The sequence below is a fragment of the Salinigranum marinum genome (assembly GCF_024228675.1).
GTDB classification, from domain to species: Archaea; Halobacteriota; Halobacteria; order Halobacteriales; family Haloferacaceae; genus Salinigranum; species Salinigranum marinum.
Window position 1 is genome coordinate 2,541,272 of the sequence record NZ_CP100461.1, and the last position, 15,567, is coordinate 2,556,838.

General features: G+C 66.7%; 11 protein-coding genes. 6 read left to right on the top strand and 5 right to left on the bottom strand.

The genetic code is table 11. The features are described 5' to 3' along the window. The first annotated feature begins 239 nt into the window (after window positions 1-239). The 4 genes from NKJ07_RS12590 to NKJ07_RS12605 all read left to right on the top strand — a co-directional run bounded on the left by NKJ07_RS12590 (window position 240) and on the right by NKJ07_RS12605 (window position 4,000). Window positions 240-839: a DUF7344 domain-containing protein gene (locus NKJ07_RS12590; RefSeq protein WP_318567167.1), complete on the top strand. Its 600-nt coding sequence runs from the start codon at window positions 240-242 to the stop codon at window positions 837-839. 1 nt (window position 840) lies between these two features. Continuing rightward, window positions 841-1,404 carry a hypothetical protein gene (locus NKJ07_RS12595; protein WP_318567168.1) on the top strand — a complete coding sequence of 188 codons (564 nt, stop codon included), beginning with the start codon at window positions 841-843 and terminating at the stop codon, window positions 1,402-1,404. A gap of 131 nt (window positions 1,405-1,535) precedes the next feature. After that, window positions 1,536-2,495 carry a bifunctional 2-dehydro-3-deoxygluconokinase/2-dehydro-3-deoxygalactonokinase gene (gene kdgK1, locus NKJ07_RS12600; RefSeq protein WP_318567169.1) on the top strand — a complete coding sequence of 320 codons (960 nt, stop codon included), beginning with the start codon at window positions 1,536-1,538 and terminating at the stop codon, window positions 2,493-2,495. Between the two features lie 92 nt (window positions 2,496-2,587). Continuing rightward, complete coding sequence (locus tag NKJ07_RS12605; RefSeq protein WP_318567170.1) at window positions 2,588-4,000, top strand: dihydrolipoyl dehydrogenase family protein; 1,413 nt, start codon at window positions 2,588-2,590, stop codon at window positions 3,998-4,000. Between the two features lie 28 nt (window positions 4,001-4,028). Here NKJ07_RS12605 and NKJ07_RS12610 read toward each other — a convergent pair whose 3' ends face one another. The 3 genes from NKJ07_RS12610 to NKJ07_RS12620 form a co-directional block, all read right to left on the bottom strand. Then, entirely contained in the window at window positions 4,029-4,481 is a 453-nt protein-coding gene (locus NKJ07_RS12610; RefSeq protein ID WP_318567171.1) for a phosphate-starvation-inducible PsiE family protein, read from the bottom strand. Window positions 4,482-4,579: 98 nt separating this feature from the next. Next, on the bottom strand, window positions 4,580-5,935 hold the full coding sequence (locus tag NKJ07_RS12615; protein ID WP_318567172.1) for a hemolysin family protein: 1,356 nt from the start codon (window positions 5,933-5,935) through the stop codon (window positions 4,580-4,582). Between the two features lie 372 nt (window positions 5,936-6,307). Continuing rightward, window positions 6,308-6,562, bottom strand: a complete 255-nt coding sequence (locus tag NKJ07_RS12620) for a DUF7511 domain-containing protein (RefSeq protein WP_318567173.1) — start codon at window positions 6,560-6,562, stop codon at window positions 6,308-6,310. Window positions 6,563-6,739: 177 nt separating this feature from the next. On the opposite strand from NKJ07_RS12620, the gene NKJ07_RS12625 reads away from it, so the two are divergent. Both NKJ07_RS12625 and NKJ07_RS12630 read left to right on the top strand, forming a co-directional pair. Next, the gene (locus tag NKJ07_RS12625; protein WP_318567174.1) at window positions 6,740-7,738 is read left to right on the top strand and encodes a CBS domain-containing protein; all 999 of its coding nucleotides are present in this window, start codon (window positions 6,740-6,742) and stop codon (window positions 7,736-7,738) included. A gap of 61 nt (window positions 7,739-7,799) precedes the next feature. Then, window positions 7,800-8,510 (top strand): SDR family NAD(P)-dependent oxidoreductase, encoded by a 711-nt coding sequence (locus NKJ07_RS12630; protein WP_318567175.1) that lies wholly within the window; start codon window positions 7,800-7,802, stop codon window positions 8,508-8,510. A gap of 57 nt (window positions 8,511-8,567) precedes the next feature. Here NKJ07_RS12630 and NKJ07_RS12635 read toward each other — a convergent pair whose 3' ends face one another. Both NKJ07_RS12635 and NKJ07_RS12640 read right to left on the bottom strand, forming a co-directional pair. Beyond that, window positions 8,568-10,532 carry a CARDB domain-containing protein gene (locus NKJ07_RS12635; RefSeq protein WP_318567176.1) on the bottom strand — a complete coding sequence of 655 codons (1,965 nt, stop codon included), beginning with the start codon at window positions 10,530-10,532 and terminating at the stop codon, window positions 8,568-8,570. Continuing rightward, on the bottom strand, window positions 10,529-15,178 hold the full coding sequence (locus tag NKJ07_RS12640) for a S8 family serine peptidase (protein ID WP_318567177.1): 4,650 nt from the start codon (window positions 15,176-15,178) through the stop codon (window positions 10,529-10,531). The genes NKJ07_RS12635 and NKJ07_RS12640 overlap by 4 nt, the downstream gene beginning before the upstream one ends. Between the last annotated feature and the right edge of the window lie 389 nt (window positions 15,179-15,567).

The following is a 15,567-nucleotide window of genomic DNA, read 5'->3' on the forward strand; positions in this document are numbered from 1 at the left end:
CCCATGGACTGATACCCCCGTTTACATGAGGAGACTGAGCGGAGCGCTGGAACCGCTTGTATCGCCGCTGACAGCGGTTGTGGAGCCGGCAGGCCGAGCGTACCACCGGCTTAATCGGTCGCTACAACGCCACAAGCGGCACCTGGAAACCGGCTGATTCGATTCTCGCTCCGATTACTGAGATAAATCATGACAAGTCTTATTAAACTATGTATGTAAAGAATGTCTGGTAAAGACAAATGGGAGCCGCTTCACAACAGCTACCGAGGTCATCGGACCCGGAGCCCTCCGAGTGGGACAGGAGTGAGGGACCGACACGTGACCAGCTCTTCCACGTCCTGCGGAACCAGCGGCGGCGCTTCGCGATCCAGCACCTCAAGCGGGCATCCGAGCCGGTCGACGTCGGTGATCTCGCGACGCAGATCGCCGCGTGGGAGAACGAGGTAAGCGTCGAGGCAGTCACGTCGAAACAGCGCCGACGTGTCTACAACGCCCTCCAGCAGACGCACGTCCCGGAACTGGAGCAGACGGGGATCGTCGAGGTCGACCGCCGGGAGGTCGAACTGACCGAACGCGCCGCGGACCTCGACATCTACCTCGAGGTCGTTCCGGGCGAGGACATCCCGTGGAGCGAGTACTACCTCGCGCTCGCCGGGGTGGGGCTGTCGGTGGTCGCCGTGACGTGGCTGAACGTCGGCCCGTTCGGGACCCTCCCCGACATCGCGGCGGGGGCGTTCCTCGCGGTGGCGTTCGTCCTCTCCGCGGGCGCGAACTACTACTACCAGCACGAGAACCTCCTCGGCGGGACGGAGAAGCCGCCGGAACTGCGAGGTGAGTGAGATGCGAAGGCGACTCCTCTGGCTGACGCTCGGCGCGCTGTCGGTGTCGGCGCTGGTGGTGGGTACCGGTGGGTTCAGCGCCGCCGTGACCGACCGCGGCGTGTCAGTCGCGGTGGCTGACCACGACCGCGCGCTCGTGTCGATCTGGGACCCCGGCGGCCCCAGTCCGGAGCCGCCGATACACCCCGGGGAGGATCCCGTCACGCCGAACGACACGCGAGTGAAACTGCTCGTGGTGGAGAACCGGATCGACGGAGCGACGCTCGACCTGCAGGTCAGCGAGCGCGCCGACAGTCCGGTTTCGGTCGACGGACGCTACGACGGCCTCGGGAGCGGGGACGCCGCGGTCGTCGACGCCGACATCGACTGCAACGGCCACACCGGGCGGGTCGACGCGCCACTCACGGTCGAGGCGGCGGCGACGGACGGCGGGTTCCACAGCGTGATCCAGTTCGACGCGAGCGTCGTCTGCTCCCAGCCGTCCTCGGAAGGCGGGGCGACCCAGTCGACCGACTCGCCACCGTCGACCGACTCGCCACCATCGACCGACTCGACGCCGGCGTGACCGGGGGTCGCGACGCCGGTCACCGGATCGACCCGGACGGGAGTTGTCCACTCGGAAGGCGCACGCGGCGACCCGACGACGCTCAGGACCAACCGCCCGGACTTTTGTAGCGGAGCGCCGAAGCCGGGGGTATGACAGACCTCGTGACGTTCGGCGAGACGATGCTTCGGCTCTCGCCACCGCGCGGTGAGCGGCTCGAACGGGCCCGCGAGTTCGACGTGCAGGCGGGCGGTGCCGAGAGCAACGTCGCCGCCGCGGTCTCGTTACTCGGACTCGACTCGGTGTGGCTCTCGAAGCTGCCCGACTCGGCGCTCGGCCGGCGGATCGTCCGCGAACTCCGCGGCCACGGTGTCCGAACGGGGATCTCGTGGGACAACACGGAGCGAAAGCGCGTCGGCACCTACTACCTCGAACACGGCGGCACCCCCCGCGGGACCGAGGTCGTCTACGACCGGACGGACTCGTCCGTGACGACCGCGACGCCCCAGGAACTCGCGACGGGCGTCGTCGCCAGCGCCGACACGTTCTACACGAGCGGGATCACGCCCGCGCTGTCCGAGACGCTCCGAGAGACGACGGCCGCGCTGTTCGAGGTCGCCCACGGGGGCGGGACGACGGTCGCGTTCGACCTGAACTACCGGTCGAAGTTGTGGTCGTCCGCGGCGGCCCGGGAGACGTACGAGGCGCTGTTACCCGGTGTCGACGTGCTGTTCGCCGCCGAGCGCGACGCCCGCGAGGTGCTCGGCCGCGACGGCGACGCCGTCCAGCTCGCCCACGGACTCGCGACCGACTTCGACGCCGACACCGTCGTGGTCACCCGCGGCGACAAGGGCGCGCTCGGCATCCACGGGGGCGAGGTGTTCGAACAGCCCGTCTACGAGTCGGAGACGTTCGACGCGATCGGCACCGGCGACGCGTTCGTCGGCGGCTTCCTCACCGCCCGGATCGCCGGCGGCGACGTCGAACGGTGTCTCAGCTACGGCGCGGCGGCGGCGTCGCTGAAACGGACCATCGACGGCGACATCGCCGTGCTCACCCCCGCCGAGGTCGAGAGCGTCATCGCCGACGACACCGAGGGCATCTCTCGGTAGGCGAGCACGAGGCTCCCAGGCGGTGTCGTGGATGGGTACCGGGCGCGCACGCCCGCCCCAACGGCTTTCACGTCACCCGCTGGAACCCGGGTATGCACGTCGCTATCGTCGGTGCGTACGGCAGCGCCGGAGTCGCCGTCGCGGAACGACTGAGCGAACACGTCGGCGAGACGGTGTCGAGGCTGTCGCTCGTCGACGACGGCGACCCCGGCGGTGGGCTCTGTATCCTCCGCGGCTGTATGCCGTCGAAGGAGGTCATCTCCGCCGCGGGGCACCGGTACGGCGTCCGCCACGACCACCGACTCGTCGGCTCTCCGCCGGCGATGGATCTCGACCGCGTCGTCGAGACGAAAGACGAGCACATCGACAACTTCGCGCGACACCGGCGCGCGGCGGTCCACGGGATGACCGAGCGCGAGGGGGTCGAGTTCTACCACGAGCGCGCGACGTTCGTCGACGACCACACGCTTCGGCTCGACCCCAGCGGCGACGAACTCGTTGCGGACTACGTCGTCGTCGCCACGGGCTCGGTCGTGAACGTCCCCGACCTCCCCGGCATCGACGACGTGGACGTGACGACGAGCGCCGACGTCCTCGACGCCACGTCCCTGCCCGACTCGGGGATCGTGATGGGCTTCGGCTACATCGGCCTGGAGATGGTGCCGTACCTCGCGGAGGCCGGCGTCGACCTCACCGTGATCGAACACGACGCCCGCCCGCTGGACGAGGCCGACCCCGACTTCGGCGGCGAACTCCTCGACGTCTACCGCGAGGAGTTCGGCGTCGAGATCCTGACCCACGCGTACGAACAGCGGGTCGAACCGGTCGACGGGGGCGTGCGGATGCAGCTCGAACACGATGGCCGGGACGCGACACGGGAAGCCGACGAACTGTTCGTCTTCACGGGACGCCGGCCGAACCTCGACGGGCTCGGGCTGGAGAACACCGCGCTGACCCCCGACCCCGGCTGGGTCGACGACACGATGCAGGCCCGCGACGACCCGCGGACGTTCGTCGTCGGGGACGTGAACAGAAAAGAGCCGATCCTCCACGTCGCCAAGGAGCAGGGACACGTCGCGGCCGAGAACCTCCTCGCGCACGCCGCCAACGAGGCGTTGGAGACGTACGAGAACGTCCACCACCACGTCGTCTTCTCGGCGGCCGGCGTCTACCCCTACGCCCGCGTCGGTCACTCGGTCGCCTCCGCGCAGGAGGCAGAGGTCGAGCACGTCTCGGTCAGCAGACATGCCAGCGACGACGGCGTGTTCAAGACTAAAGCCACTCCCCGGGGACTGGCGACGCTCGTCGTCGGGACCGACGGCAGGGTGCTCGGCTACCAGGGGCTACACTACCACGCGGACGTGATGGCGAAGACGATGCAACTCGCCGTGGAGATGGGGCTCGACGTCAGGGAGATCCCGGACCGGGCGTACCACCCCACGACGCCCGAGATACTCGACGGGCTGTTCCGTGAGGCGGCGAATGAACTGACCGACGCGACGTGACGAACGGACGGTAGCGCACCCGCCGCGGTCACTCGAACTCTAGGTCGACCGGTTCGATGTCGACCCGACGGATGACGAAGAACGCGAGGATGAGCACCGCCAGCAACAGGGCGAACGAGCCCGCGGCGACGAACGCCTCCTCGACCGAGGCGTACTCGCTGGGACGGTAGCTGATGACCTTCCGCGCGATGGCGATGAGCGCCGCGTTGATAACGATCCGGATGACCGGCTCGTTCCGGCTGAACGCGACGACGGTCTGGAACACCTCGACGATGATCAACAAGAGCAAGACGGTGTCGATGAGATCGATGACGGCGTTCGGGTCGGTGAACCGACCCGAGGTCAGGAGTTGATACAGCGACAACCCCAGGTCGAAGACGCCGATGGCGAACAGCGCCACGAGAAAGTACGCGGCGCCCAGTTCGAGCCATCGCATGATCCGCTCGGAAGTCCCGGCGAAGTCTTCGAGTTCGAGAGCCACACCTGTCACAGGTCGTAGACGAACCAAAGCGTTGTGGCAGGCGTCGGTCCGACGGCGGGAGGCGACGCGAGGAGCCACCCGGTGTCGTCGACAGCGCCTCACTCGGAGACGGCGGGCGTGTCGCCGCCCTCGTCACCGTCGCCGTCGTCGACGACCGGCCGGACGCGAACGCGTCTGATGCGGTGACCGTCGACCCGCTCGACGTCGAGTTCGACCTCGTCGACGAGGACCGTGTCGCCGACGTCGCCGATGCGACCGAGTTCCGCGTTGATCAGGCCGGCGACGGTCTCGAACTCGCCCTCGGTGGGGAGATCGACGCCGAGGACGTCGTTCACCTCGCCGACAGTCACCTCGCCCTGGACGACGAGCCCGTCGGTCGTCGGGCGGATGAGCCGCTCCTCGCCGACCTCGAAGATCTCGCCGACGATCTCTTCGAGGATATCCTCGACGGTCAGGATCCCCTCGGTCTCGCCGAACTCGTCGCGGACGATGACCATCGTGACGCGCTCGGCCTGCATCTCCGCGAGGAGGTCGTCGATCTCTCTGCCCTCGGGCACCTGCAGCGTCGGGAGGAGCACGTCGTCGAGTTCCTGTCCCGCCCGGCGGGCGCGCTCGGCGTCGCGGATGTCCGCGATGCCGACGACGTGGTCGAGCGTCCCCTGGTAGACGGGGACGCGGGTGAGCCGGTTCGTGGCACACACCTCGATGACCTCGTCGAGCGGCGTCTCGACGTCGACGGCGACGAGGTTCACGCGCGGGACCATCACCTCCCGGGCCGTCGTCGACCCGAGTTCGAAGACGCCCTCGACCATCTCGTGTTCGGCCTCGTCGATCGCTCCGATCCGCTCGCCCGTCTTCAACAGCGCCTCGATCTCCTCGCGAGTGACGTACGGCCGCTCGATGTCGGAGCCGCCCCCGGTGATCCGGTTGAGGCCCCGGGAGACGAAGTCGAAGGTGACGACGAGCGGGAAGAGCAGTCGTTCGACGGTCGCGAGCGGCCCGGCGACCCGCAGGGCGAACCGCTCGGCGTTGGCGACGCCGTACGACTTCGGCGTGATCTCGCCAAAGACGAGGACGAGCGCGCTCACGCCGAACGTCGTCACGAGGACGGCGACCTCCGGCGAGAGCGCCGCGGCGAGCAGGACCGAGGCGATACTCGCCATCGCGATGTTGACGATGTTGTTCCCGACGAGGATGGTCACGAGGAGGCGGTGGGGATCCTCTCGGAGTCGGTGGAGCACCCGCGCACGCGGGTCGCCGCCGTCGGCCTCGAGGAGCGCCGAGAGCCGGTGGCGTTCGAGCGAGAAGACCGCGATCTCGCTCGACGAGAAGAACGCCGAGGCGACGAGCAGAACGGCGATCGTCACCACCCCGACCAGGATCGTCGTCCCGGAGAGGACGTCGCCGGTCACGGCGAGGAGCCATCCGGCCACGGGCACACTGTCGAGTGTCACGAAGACTCACCGTCGAGTGATCGAGGCTGTCGACACCGTGAGAGGGCGGGGGTCGCGGACGCACGAATCCGGGGCCGACGGTGTAGCATGACCCGAAGATAGACCGACGGGACGTTAGTTCCTGTGGGTTGGGACCGTCCGGACAGCGAGGGTTGGTCCGCCTCGTCGCGCCGCGAACGAACCGCTCGGGCGGAGCGAACCTGTCCGCGGGGCGACCCGACGCCCGTTCGGGAGGTCCGAGGGGCGTCGAAACGCCGGAGACGCCTCTCGGCCACGAGGGCGAACGACACGCCGAGGGGCGGCGACGTCGCGGTGTCGGGCGCGGAGTCGTCCCGACGCGGATGGGTCGCCGGGGCGGAACGGCGACGAGGCTCAGCGGCTGTTTTCGAGCGAGCAGTACGACCCCTCTTCGGCGGTCAGCCAGGCCGTTGTCCGCGGGAGCTCCGCCGACGCCGTGTGCGGGAAGATCGTACACTCGTCCGGCGCGTCGTCGTACTGCTCGACGTGTCCGTGGAGGGCGAACCCGGCGTCGGACGCCGGCGGGGGGCCGAGGTCGAGGCCGAACGGCTCCGCGTTCCGACTCGGTCCCCCCGTGGAGTCGGCGTCGCGGTCGGTCGTGTCAGACATGAATAACATCCCCGTGAACAGGGGTTACTCACGGTCGTTAATGGGCTTTTCTATCCCCGACGCGCACGGGCCACGGCGCGGCACCATGCCACGCGACTGGGGACCGGAGTCGAGGGTCGCTCGGGCTGAGTCGACGCCGGGAGACGGGTTAAGTATCACACCGCCGAACGGACGACCATGTCCTCCGACCCGAACGGTGGGAGACGGCCGACGAACGACCGACCGAACGTGTTCGACGTCACGGTCCGGGCGGTGATGCGCCGGCGCATCGAGACCGCCCCGCCGTCGGCGTCGGCGCGGACGGTGGTCCGCCAGCTGCACGAGGCCGACGCCGGTTCGATCGTCGTCGTCGACGAGGCGGGCGATCCGGTCGGCATCGTCACCGACTCCGACGTCCTCGCGCTCGTCGTCGACGAGCGACCGCTCGATGGGACGACCGCCGCCGACTGCCTGTCGGCCCCGGTCGTGACGGTCGACGCCGACGACGGCATCGAGGCGGCCGCCGAGACGCTCCGCGAACACGACATCGACCAAGCACCCGTCCTCGACGACGGCGCGCTCGTCGGCGTCGTCTCCGTCCGCGAACTCTCGTACTACCTGCCCGGGCTGTCGCTGTCGGACGTGACGACGCAAAGCGCCGGCGAGTACGCGTACGAGGACCGCGCGGCCCCCGGCGTCGACGTCGGCGACGTGGTCCGCTTCTCGAAACGGCTCGACGACGGCGACCTCCGGGCGTTCGCGCGCGCCAGCGGCGACGAAAACCCCCTCCACCTCGACGACGCGTACGCCGCGACGACGCGGTTCGGCGGCCGAATCGCCCACGGCGTGCTCACCCTGGGCGTCGTGAGTGCGGCGCTCTCGCGGCTCCCCGGCCTCGTCGTCTACCTCTCACAGAGCGTCCGGTTCGTCGGGCCGGTCGCGGTCGGCGACCGCGTGACCGCGGTCTGTGAGATCGTCGAGGCGCTCGGCGGCGGGCGGTACCGACTGCGGACGACGGTCCGCGACGAGGACGGCGACTCCGTCATCGACGGCGAGGCGGTGGTCTGGATCGACACGCGATCGGGAGACGACGCGGAAGCGGACACAGAGACGAAACCGGACCCGAACTCGGAGGCGGAGACTGACGGGGACACAGACACGGACGCGGCCCTGAGCTCGGGGACTGACGCGGACTGATCGGGCCCGACAGCCGCACGCTTGCACATCATTTATGCCCTCTGCGTCCCCCTCGTATCGTATGTCAGTCGAGTACGATTTCGAGGGAAGCGTCGCACTGGTGACCGGCGCGGCGGGCGCGCTCGGCGGCGGCGTCGTCAAGGCGTTCGTCGACGCGGGGGCGACCGTCGCCGCCGCCGATCTGGTCGATCCCGACGAGGTCGACCTCCCGGATGGGGCGACGTACTACCAGGGCGACTTCACCGACGAAGCGGCCGTCTCGTCGACCGTCGCGGAAGTCGTCGACGACCACGGCGGCATCGACTCCCTCGTGAACGTCGCCGGCACCTGGCGGGGTGGCTCGCCGGTCGACGAGACCGACGTCGACACGTTCGACTTCCTCTTCGACGTGAATCTCAAGACGATGTTCCTCGCGTCGAAACACGCCCTGCCCCACCTCCGGGAGTCCGACGCCGACGGCGGCGGGACTATCGTCTCGATCTCGGCGCGCTCGTCGCTCGAAGGCGGCGAGGGCGACAGCGTCTACCGCGCGACGAAGGCCGGCGTCCGACTCGTGACCGAGAGCATCGCCGAGGAGAACCGGGGGACGGTCCGCGCGAACGCGATCATGCCGAGCGTCATCGACACCGAGATGAACCGCGAGATGATGCCCGACGCCGACCACGACTCGTGGCCCACGCCCGCGGAACTCGCCGACGTGATCCTCTTTCTCTGCAGCGACGGCGCCGGCGTGACGAGCGGTGCAGCGGTTCCGGTGTACGGCGAGGCCTGAGCCGAGAGACGGTGTGAGGGATGGATCCCGTCTTACCCCTCCGTCGATCGGACTGCGTTACCGACCGTTCCTACGCCGCCGGCGGACGACGACCAGAACGATAGCGAGCGCGCCCGCGACGGCACCGACGCCGAAGCCGGGGAACGTCGTCGACGTGGTCGTTCCACTGGCGGGCGTGGTCGTCTGGGCCGCCGTGGCCGTGTCGGTCGCCGTGGCCGGTGCGGTCACGGTGGTCGTCTCGCTCTCGGTGGTCGCACCGCCCGCGTCACTACTTGCGGCGCCCGCCGGTGCCGTCGTGATGGCGAACGTCGTGTAGGCGGGGGTGCCGAAGTCGCCTGTCGGGAATCCGGGCGTCTCGAACCGGATCGTCACGGTCGAGTCGTCGCTGGAGACGAGTTCGTGCTCGAGCGTCTCCCACGTTCCCACCGACTTGTTGTACCGTTCGACCTGCAGTCCGTCGGGATCGGCCCCGATCGCAGACAGGCGTGAACGGTCGAGCGCCACCGTGACAGTACCCGGGTCGTCCCGGACGGGTTCCGGGGGCGTGACCTCGAACAGCGAGACGACCGTGTCGTAGTTGCGCGGGTAGTCGGTGTCCGCCGGTGGGACGTTCAGTTCGGACACTCCGAACTGTCCAGCGGTCTCCTCGCCGAACTCGAAGCGGATCGACTCCAGACGGGGCGACGAGTCGCCGACCGACACGGTCGTCGAACTGCCCCCGCCCATAAAGCCGGTGATCGAGGCGATCGTCCTCGTGCCGAGGCTGCCACCGCCGCCACCGCCGCCCCCGCCACCGCCGCCCGAGGAGGCGCTCGATCCACCGTCGTCGTCGTCCGGTTCGGCTGACGTCGGCGACGAAACCGTCACGGTGGTGTTTCGACGGTTGTTCGTCTCGTCGTGCTCGAGAACCGTGTCGCCGGCGTCGACGACGAGCGTGAGTTCACGCTCCCCGGTTGCCGACGGGGTCCAGTTGAACGACACGTTCACCGTTCCACCGACCGGAACGTCGGCCGTCGTCGTGCCGACGCTCGTCCCGTTGGCCAGCAAGTCGATCCCGACGTCTGCGGCACCGTCGGTGCCGGTGTTCGTGACTGTCCCCGTCACCGTCGTCGTCGAGCCGTTCGTCGCCTCGGACGGGGCAGTCAGGTTCGTCGGTTCGAGGTCCGGGCGCGGACCCGAGACCACGGTGACCGTTGTTGTCCGTCTGTTGTCCGTCTCGTCGAGTTCGAGCACCGTGTCGTCGTCGTCGACGGCGAGCGTGAGTTCGTGCGATCCGATGGTCGACGGGGTCCAGTTGAACGACACGTTTCGGGAGCTGCTGATCGGAACGTCGATCGTCGTCGTGTCGGTAGGTTGGCCATCGATCAGCAGGTCGACCGCGACGCTCGTCGCGTTGTACTCACCGGTGTTTTCCACTGTTCCGGTCACTGTGACCTGCTCGCGGTTCGTCGGATCCGACGGGACGGTCAGGTTCGTGGGTTCGAGATCCGGCCCCGACGTCGAGACGTTCGTCTCCGTGAGTCCGAGCGTCGTTCCCGTCGGCCCGTGGACGCCGCCGGTGAACACGGTCTCGGTCGTCGCGTCCTCGGAGGCGTCGAACGTCGCCGCTAACCGGAGCGTCTCCGTGCCGGTGGTCGGTGGGCTCCGGTTGACGAACGTGAGTCGGGTGAGCGATCGCCCACCGACTGTGTCGGTCGACTCTCTCACGACCATGTCGAGCGACTGTCCGCCGAGTGACGCGGTGTAACTCGCGTACGAGAGGTCCGCCGCGGGATCGTGGTACAGCGTCACCATCACCGGGCCGTCCGAGGCGTTCGTGTCGACTGCCACGGTGTGGGTGTACGTCGACCCCATCCGGGCCCGGTCGTCGGCCGGCGGCTGTGACGTGTACTCGAAGACGACCGATGCGGCCGCGACTGGCGCGGCGACCGTGAGGCCGACGACCGCGACGACGAGTAGGACCGACAGCGAACGACGGAGCCGACGAGAGGTCGGCGACGAGCGCGCCTCGGAACGGCTCATCGCGCCACCTCCGCGCGGGCGAGCGTCGCAGCCGTGTGTGACGCACGCGGCGTGGCCGCGATCGTCTCGCGTGAGACCGGTCGGACCTCGGTTCGTGCGTCGCCCGTCGTCTGGTTGAAGTAGACGTTCGTCAGCTGGTCTGCCATGCGGTCCTCGTAGTAGGTTTTACCCTGCTGACTCGCCGTCTGCCACTGCCGAGCGCTCTCCTGAATGCGCTGTCGGTAGACCGTAATCGTCGCCTCGGTCACCTCGACCGTAATCTGCTCGTCGATGACCGTCCCCTGCACAGTGAACGTCACCGTCCCGTTGTACGTCCCCTCCGGGAGTCCGTCGGGCGGTGCGACACGGAGCGTGATCCGTCTGGTCTCACCAGAGGAGAGTTGGACGACGCTGAGATCGGCCGTCACGCTCGACGCCGGAATCGTGTCACCGGCGGCCGAGGTCAGTTCTCGTGGCTGAACGTACACGGTCACGTCTCCACTGGTCGCGGTGGCCGTCGCAGTCGGACCGAGGGTTCCCGACGTCGAAGTCGTCGTCGTGGCCGTAGTACCCGACTCGTTCTTGATCGTGAGCGCAGCCTGCTTCAGCGCGTCGGAGACGTTCGCGGTGCGGATGTACTCGCGTGAGGCACTGGCGAGTTCCGCCGCGGCGGAGTCGAACTGTGGGTCGGGACCCGCGTTGGAGGATACGGAGTCGTCCGTCGACGAAGTCGCCGAGAGCGACGACGTCGTCGTGGACGTCGGGCGACTCAGCGAGACGTTCAACGTTCCAACGCCACCTTCGGTGACGCGCGGCTGGTCCTCCACACTGGCGTTGAGGAGCGACGACTGGTCGATGACAGTCCACGAGACGCGCTGTTGTCGCAAGATGTCGCCTGCCTCGGCCGTGACGGTCGCCGAGTACGTGCCGTCCTCGCCGAGCGGGACGCTCCCGCGGTACGTGCCCACCGTCCGCTCGGTGAGCGTGACGGTCTGTACGTCACCGTCAGGGTAGGTCACCACCGCTTCGATATCCGCACCGGAGATTCCACCGTTCGGTCCGACGAGCGTCGCGGTGAACGTCGCTGCCGACCCGTTGATGTAGGTCGACGCGCCGGCGGTGCTGTCGAACGTCGTCCGGCTACTCGCCGTCGCGGTGGTCGTGTAGGAGACCCGCTGGGAACCCTGGTTGACGACCTCGTACGACCACTCGCCGGGCGTGGGATCGGTGAGCCTGTACGTCGTGGTGCCGCCGGTCGTCGTCTTCTCGACGTCCGGGTTCGACGCGGGATCGATCGGCGACCCCGAGGGATCGTACAACGTGACCGACGAACTCGACGAGATGGTGACGGTCACGGTGAGCGTCGCTCTACCGGTGGTGTCGTCGATGCTGAACCGTTCTCGCGTCCGGTTGTTGGCGTCCAGGATCCCTTTCGACGAGAACAGCGTGCTCTCGCCGGACGACACCTGACGGATGTCCTGGTAGATCGCCTGGAGTTCGTCACGGTCGCCCGCCTGGTTGAACGTCCCGCACGTCCGGTCGGCGATGTCCCGGAGGAGTTGTTCGTCCGCACCGGAACCGAACGCGATCGTGTAGACGCAGTAGTCCCGGGCGGCGAACGTGCTCGCGAGCTGTCTGACTCCGTCGTCGGAGTAACCCTGGTTGTTCTCCCCGTCGGTGAGGAGGACAGCGGCCTTGCGGCTCCCCTGTGAGGCCCGGTCGAGTTCGGCGCGCGCGTCTAGCATGCCGGCACCGATGTTGGTCGAGCCAGTGGCACGGAGGCTATCGATCTCGCCTCTGGCTCGCGACCGGTTACCGCCCACTCGGGAGATCGGGAGGTCGGTCCGCGCGTTGTCGGAGTAACTGACGACCGCGACCTCGTCGGAGTTGCTCATCAGGTTGACGAAGATCGTCGCCGAGTCCTGTGCGGCCGCCAGTTTACCGCTGCCGAATCCCATACTGCCAGATCGATCGATGACGAGCGACGCGGCGGCGGTGCCGGTCGCCCCACCGGCGGAGTACGTGATCGCGTCGGACGCGTTGGCCCAGGCAGTGTGTGAGGCGTTGAACTTCTCGTCGGTGAACGAGACGTTGAGATCGTAGTCCCCCGTCGCCGGCTGCGTCGGCGGCGTCACGACGAGTCGGTACTTGTCCTGTCGGTTGTTGACTGGTGACACTGCCATCCTGTTCGACGGGACGGGTTTGCCACCGACGCGGACCTCGAAGTGTGAAGCGTCGGGTTCGCCGAAGCCCGCGTAGGTGTACGGCTGGTTCGCCGTCTCGGCGGTGACGTTGAAGCTGATCGTCCCTGGCTCCGAGGCGTTACCTGCCGTTCCGTCTTCAACGCTCACGTCGGCCTCGGACGGGAGCGGCTCGGCTGGGTAGTTGACCGCTGCTGAGAACGACGCTCCGCCGGACGAATTCTCTTCGTAGACGACCTTCCAACCCTTGTTGTCCTGAGGGATACCCAAGACCCGGTTGGTCGGAGTCGAAACGGAGGAGTACGCCTGCTCGATCGGAACGTTTGTTAACCGAGAACGGTCGTTCAAGAACCCAGAGGGAGTGTACAGCGAGATATCCACGTCGTCTCCGTCGGTGTACGCGAGCGTTCGCACAGCACCATTCGCGTTGACAAACTCTCCGGAGCGGATCTCCTGATCAACTGCGAGAGCGTACACTGCTGACTCGCCGTCATCTAATGACGTCGGATCGAGATACTCGAATTCGGAGACGCGGTTCGACGACGAAGGGCTCGGGGGGTACGAGGTCGCCAGCGCCCACGTTGCGTTCGGGCCTTCGATCGTACTCCCAACGATCCGGTTCGGATAGTCGCTCGAACCGGATGCGGGCTCCACCGAAACAGCCGTCGCATCGTACTGTCGACCAGCACGACTGCCGAGGGTGTAGCGTAAGCTGTCGCTTCCGTTCTCCCAGTAGAGTGTCCCCTTAATGTCCTGTTTGAACTGCGGAACAACAGTCGGCGTCCGGCTGTCGACGGTTTGTTCACCTCCCCTGTTCACCCCGGTGACGACGAAACTCGTCGAGACACGGAAGGCGTCGACGATTCCCGATCCGACGTTCGACTGCTTTCCAAGCGTCGGACGCTGAGTTACGCCGTCGGCACCGTTCTGGACGACTGCTTTCACCATTCGAGGGTTCGGACGCAGTCCATGGGTCTCAGCGTACAACTGAACGTACTGTGCTGCGACACCGGCAGCCAGTGGTTGAGCGTATGATGTCCCGTCACCTGTATCGTAGCACGGAGAACTATTGCACTCGTCAGGCGGGACCGTGGAGCGAATGTTTTCCCCTGGAGCGACGATATCGGGCTTCACTGCCCCATCCCAGAGTGGCCCCTGGCTCGAGAAATCCGTCACCTGTCGAGTATCGTCGACAGCACCGACGGTGATCGCCTTTTTTGCGGTCGCAGGCGGCGTGATCGTGTAACTGGGATCGGGATTCAAGAAGTAGCCTCGTCCGTTTGGACGCCGGGTGGTCACTTCGACGTGGTACTGACCACTCGGCCCGTCATCGACGGTCGCTTCCCAGGTCCCTGATCCATACTGACTCGGATCGTCTATCTCGACGATCTGTCCGTCCTTGTTCGACGGGAAGGTCACCGGGCTGTTCGTGGGACGAAGCGTACTGCCGTTTGGAGCTGTGACCTCAACGTTCGCCCCACTGACGCTGCTGTCCCAGGATAAAATTATGTAGGCGGTGTCCGGATCATCAAAGAACCTGAACTCATGCTGATTCGACCCCGATGAGTCGGTAAGCGAGCCGATGGCGTGTTGGTCCCCTTCGTTACCGGCGGAGATGAACACCGATGGCCGAGCACTCGTCCGTGTCGAACCGTACCGTCCCTCCACCGCGTCGTTCGTGACACGAGCGAGACGGCTCTCCCCGTTCTGTGGAGAGAGTGAATGGGTCACAGTTCCAAAACTCAGGGAGATTATGTCGACGTGATTCCGCAGGAACCACTCCAGCGCGAGAACGTAATCGCTCGTACGGTATGTCTCGGTCGATGCCACATATAGATTCGCGTCCGGTGCCACACGCTCGATTGCTCCGGCGACGAAAGTCCCGTGTTCCCCTTCGTCGTGAATCGTGTCGGTATCCTCGATGTCGCCGTCGGCGACGTCTTGGAACGCCACCACGTCGCCGTTGAGATCGCTGTGATTCACCCCGGTGTCGAAAATCCCGACATCGGCGGATCGACCCGTGAGCCTACCGGAATCAGTTAGGGCACGAGAATTAACACCGTCCGGACTAATCGCATATCCGCTCGGACCGTCGTAGTCGTTCGGAGATGCGTCTATCGACTGGCTCGTGTTTGACTCGTTCACTGCGGGAGGGGAGTCGTCGCTGGCAGACAACGGCATCATCATGCCGTGAACCATCGTTACCGACTCCTGTTCAGCCAGCGTACCGAGCTCGCTCGCTTTCGCATTTCGCACCAAGACAGCATTGGTGAACAGGAGGTACTGTACGTCCGATATCGGGACGTCGGCTGCACTGGCGATCTGCCGTTTGGTTGCCTGTACTTGTGGATCAGCCGACGCTCGCCGCGCTGCCTCCGCGTACGAGCTGTTCTGACTGCTCTCAACCAATCGACCGCGGTCGAGGTTCACGTCGACAAGGACGTCCACTCTATCTATCCGTTCCACCGAATAAAACTCGCGGAGATCCTCTCGGAGTGTATTTGCGGCGCTCGTGGTGCTCGTAGCACCCACAGTGGCACCGTCACGAGAGGTACTGGCCCGGACGAAAGGAACGAGTTCTGGGTCGAGATTCTCCGCATCAGACCCGGGGAGTGCTGCGGTTTCACGCGGCAGGGATGGACTCGTTGGCGTCTCCGTCGCTGTACTCGTTGGCGTCTCCGTCGCTGTACTCGTTGGCGTCTCCGTCGCTGTACTCGTTGGCGTCTCCGTCGCTGTACTCGTTGGCGTCTCCGTCGCTGTACTCGTTGGCGTCTCCGTCGCTGTACTCGTTGGCGTCTCTGTCGGCGTGTTCGTCGGGTCGGACTGCGCCAGCGCAGGCGCAATTGGTACGAGCA